At 40.0% G+C, this 4,362-nt stretch carries 3 protein-coding genes; 1 reads left to right on the forward strand and 2 read right to left on the reverse strand.

Going from position 1 to position 4,362, the window contains the following annotated elements:
- Positions 1–153 precede the first annotated feature (153 nt).
- On the reverse strand, positions 154–1,407 hold the full coding sequence (gene glyA / locus ACEWB7_RS17000) for a serine hydroxymethyltransferase (protein ID WP_004784306.1): 1,254 nt from the start codon (positions 1,405–1,407) through the stop codon (positions 154–156).
- Between the two features lie 153 nt (positions 1,408–1,560).
- Positions 1,561–2,790, reverse strand: coding sequence for an alpha/beta hydrolase (locus ACEWB7_RS17005; RefSeq protein WP_411580985.1), 1,230 nt, complete (start codon positions 2,788–2,790; stop codon positions 1,561–1,563).
- A 350-nt stretch (positions 2,791–3,140) separates the two neighbouring features.
- Between ACEWB7_RS17005 and ACEWB7_RS17010 the strand changes: the two genes are divergently transcribed.
- On the forward strand, positions 3,141–3,839 hold the full coding sequence (locus ACEWB7_RS17010) for a putative quorum-sensing-regulated virulence factor (protein ID WP_179993419.1): 699 nt from the start codon (positions 3,141–3,143) through the stop codon (positions 3,837–3,839).
- Positions 3,840–4,362: the final 523 nt, after the last annotated feature.

The following is a 4,362-nucleotide window of genomic DNA, read 5'->3' on the forward strand; positions in this document are numbered from 1 at the left end:
ATGAAATACGGTATTCTGATGTGACAAAACCTGAATCCTGGTCGTTAAAGTGTTTGTTTGCACTCATATTTTAACTGTTAGGACTCAGGTTTTTTTATTTAAAGCAAACTATGGGACAGCAGTGCCCTTGAGGGGGCTTTTCTCAAGTTAGGCTTATTTTGCGTAAACAGGGAATTTAGCACAAACAGCAGCAACTTTTTCTTTAACAGCAGCGATCACAGCTTCATCGCCTTTAGCATCAAGGATATCAGCGATCCAACCAGCAAGTTCACGAACTTCTGATTCACCGAAACCACGAGTCGTTACAGCAGGTGTACCGATACGGATACCTGAAGTCACGAATGGAGAACGTGGATCATTTGGTACAGAGTTTTTGTTCACAGTGATGTGTGCAGCACCCAACCAAGCGTCAGCATCTTTACCAGTGATGTCTTGTTTGATCAGAGACAACAAGAACAGGTGGTTTTTAGTGCCGCCAGATACAACATCGTAACCGCGTTCGATTAGAACTTCAGCCATTGCTTGAGCATTCTTAACCACTTGTTGTTGGTATGCTTTGTATTCAGGTGCCATTGCTTCTTTGAAGCAGATTGCTTTAGCAGCAACCGCGTGAACCAGAGGACCACCTTGGTTACCTGGGAATACAGCTGATTGAAGTTTTTTCTCGATTTCTTCGTTTGCTTTCGCAAGGATCAGACCTGAACGTGGACCACGAAGAGTTTTGTGAGTAGTCGTTGTTGTTACGTCAGCAATTTGAACTGGGCTTGGGTAAACGCCAGCAGCAACCAAACCAGCAACGTGAGCCATATCTACAAACAGGTAAGCGCCAACTTTATCCGCGATGTCACGGAAACGTTGCCAATCTACGATTTGGCTGTATGCAGAGAAACCAGCTACGATCATACGTGGTTTGTGTTCTACAGCTAGACGTTCAACTTCTTCATAATCGATCTCACCAGTTTCTGGATTCAGACCGTATTGAATTGCATTATAAGTTTTACCTGAGAAGCTTACTTTCGCACCGTGAGTCAAGTGACCACCGTGAGCCAGACTCATACCCAATACTGTATCACCAGGGTTAAGCAGCGCTAGGTAAACTGCAGAGTTTGCTTGAGAACCAGCATGTGGCTGAACGTTAGCATAATCAGCACCAAATAATTCTTTAGCACGGTCAATTGCCAATTGTTCAATGACATCTACATATTCACAACCGCCATAGTAGCGTTTGCCTGGGTAGCCTTCTGCATATTTGTTAGTGAGTTTTGATCCTTGAGCTTCCATTACTGCTGGTGAGCAATAGTTTTCAGAAGCGATCAACTCGATGTGCGCTTCTTGGCGAGCATCTTCGTTAGAGATTGCTTGAGCGATTTCTGGATCAAATTCAGCAATAGAGATATTGGCAAACATTAGCGAGGTCCTATTAAATTAGGGCTTTTAAGCCGTGCTAAGATTGGCGCGTATTGTAACATGAACTTTGCCAATTTCGATCATGAACTTTATTCAGTTTGCAATAAAAATAGCTCATGCTTAAAAAACATGAGCTATAGAGATAAAAATAAGTTATTGAATTGGCATTAGAGATTTTACATCTGAAATAATATTAGCGATATTCAGTGCATAGACGCTACCATGATCCCATGAACCGTCCGTAATATATCGTACCGAGGTTTGTTTCTGATTCGCTAAGCTCACTAAAACATCTGTTGCAGCCTTTGGAACAGTAGAATCCGCCTCTCCCTGATAAATAATCACAGGTGTAGACACTTTAACCTGTAAAGGCTGAGAGTCTTTATCCAGGAAATTCTTCACTACTGGAATACTCATAAAATTAGCTTGAGTACGCGGATATTCTTCCAGATTCCCATTGGTTTGGGCATAAGCTCCCATTGCCGTACCGAATTTGTTGCCTAATACATCATAACAATCTGTTTCGGCATTCTTGGCAATCTCGTCTGTTGGTGTTTTAAAGACCTGAATATATTGCAGATTTGGATTCGGATTACGCAATCCCGCGACAATCAGCGCGGTAAAAGTATCTAAAGAGGCTAGAGTTTGAATCTTTTTATTCAGATCTGGTTCTTGTCCAGCTTGAGCCTCACCACCTGCCAAAATCAGACTGAAATTAGAAGCAGGTGCTAAAGCTACCGTACCTTTATAAGTCATTTGAGAAGCACGTGCTGCATATTGGGCAGCGCCTAAAGCCGCTTGACCACCTTGAGAATGACCGACAGCCATCCATTGATTAGAGGCTTCCGAACCTAAATAGTCTTTTGCTGCGACGACAGCATCGGTAATGGAATAGGCTTCACTCTTAAGATTAAGGAAAGGATGAAGTTCTTTTCCACCCGGCTCCCCCAGACCTTCATAATCAGGTGCAACGACCACATATCCAGCTTGAAGGAATCCGGCAATCATATTTTTGATATAAGGATTTATTTCATTGCGACTTGGTGCACACTGATCGGCCACACCCGTCGTACCATGTGCCCAGGCCACTATCGGCCAACCTTTTACAGGAGGCGTTCCTTTTGGAGTAAAAAGCAGTGCCGTCGCTTGGGTTTCCTTATTATTAATACCTAACATCTTATAGGTCATGACCACGCTCTCATCGGCAACAGCAGTCAGATCTGTTTTGGTATAGGCTACAGGTGTGGTTACGACTGGATTGTCGATATTATTTACGGGAATAGCGGGTTTGGATTCATAATAACGATCATCATCGCTATCATTACAGGCAGTTAAAGCTACGCTCAGCGCGAGTAGAGAACCAGTCAATACATGACGTTTCATCGATCTTATCCTTGTCTTAATTATTATCTCTCATGATTTTTATAGTTTTATCTTTATCCATTGATAAAACTAGACAATAATTTCCCAAGTTATTTCATTAATTACAAGAGATTATTTTGTTATTTTTCTAATAAATAGCGATTTAATTTATGACCATTCCGACACGATAAATTTAAGTTTTGGAAATATTTACAGAAACTTCAAAAACTTTTATTTATGAGTCTAAATTACAATTGTTCTGTATCAGTTAAAAAGTCTGCAATTAAAGATGAAATCAGGCATTTCAATTGTCAGGATCGAAATAATAATGTTAGATTTTGATATTCACTTTTTTCAGGCATATTTTCGTCATGCAGGCTATCATTCTCGATACTGAAACCCATACCTTGAATGGTCAACCCATTGAAATTGCCTATGCACCTGTAGAGATCATAGACCATAAAATCAGTCTGGATAAAAGTCGCTTGTTTGATCAACTTTATTCATGTGACGAACCAATTTCCTTTGCTGCAATGGCCGTACATCATATTCTGCAGTCTGATCTGGAAGGACAACCGCATTACAGCAGCTTTGAACTCCCGCAAGAAACCACTTATATCATTGGCCATAATATTGATTATGATATTCGTGCCTTAGAAAAATGTGGCGTCGATTCATCGAATATTAAAGCAATTTGCACCCTTGCTCTCGCCCGCCGAGTTTGGCCAGAGGCTGAAGCGCATAATATCTCTGCATTAATCTATATGATTACCAAAGGCAGCGAACGCGCCCGAGAAATGATCCGTAAAGCCCATCGCGCCGATATGGATATCATTTTGACTGCAAATATCCTGATGCATATTGTGCATCACCTGAAAATCAGCAGTATTGAAGAACTCTATGAGGCATCTGAAGATGCGCGTATTCCACGGACCATCAATTTTGGTAAGCACCGTGGCACTGCGATTGCCGATCTTCCTGCTGACTATGTTCAGTGGTTACTTCGCCAGGACGACTTAGATCCTTATCTACGCAAAGCATTGGAAAATACGGCGATCCTTACGCTATAAATGAAATCTTTTCTTCCCTCTCTAAATATGGAGAGGGATTTCTAACTAATAATGTTTTTTTATTCAGTAAGTAAAATAAAGTATTTTATAGATGACTACCTTAGTCTTTAAAGCTCTTAACTAATCGATATTCAGAATAAAAATAGATACAAATCAATATTAATTTATTGATTTTTAATAATTTAATATTTAATCCTTTCTCACACCTAACTGTTATTATACTTTAGCGTGATAGAACACACCTCTAAACAGGTGCATATAGGAAATAATATAAATTAATACTCTTTCTTCCCATGCAACATTATCTTGAATTCGATGCCTTCGATAATCCCATGCAGCTCAGTAAAGTGGGCAATTGGGTAATCACTTTTTTGAGTCCAGCTGAAGAATTGGACACTATAGCCAAATACTTAAAAATATAGAACAATAGAAACATGGGATATTCAAAAGATTTTAAAGACAAAGTCATAGAAATTATGACTAGAGATAAAATGTCTGTGCGAAAAGCAGCACAGCATTTTAA

Origin of the sequence: Acinetobacter sp. NIOH-H-8 (assembly GCF_046635365.1) — a bacterium.
In the GTDB taxonomy this organism is placed as follows: Bacteria; Pseudomonadota; Gammaproteobacteria; order Pseudomonadales; family Moraxellaceae; genus Acinetobacter.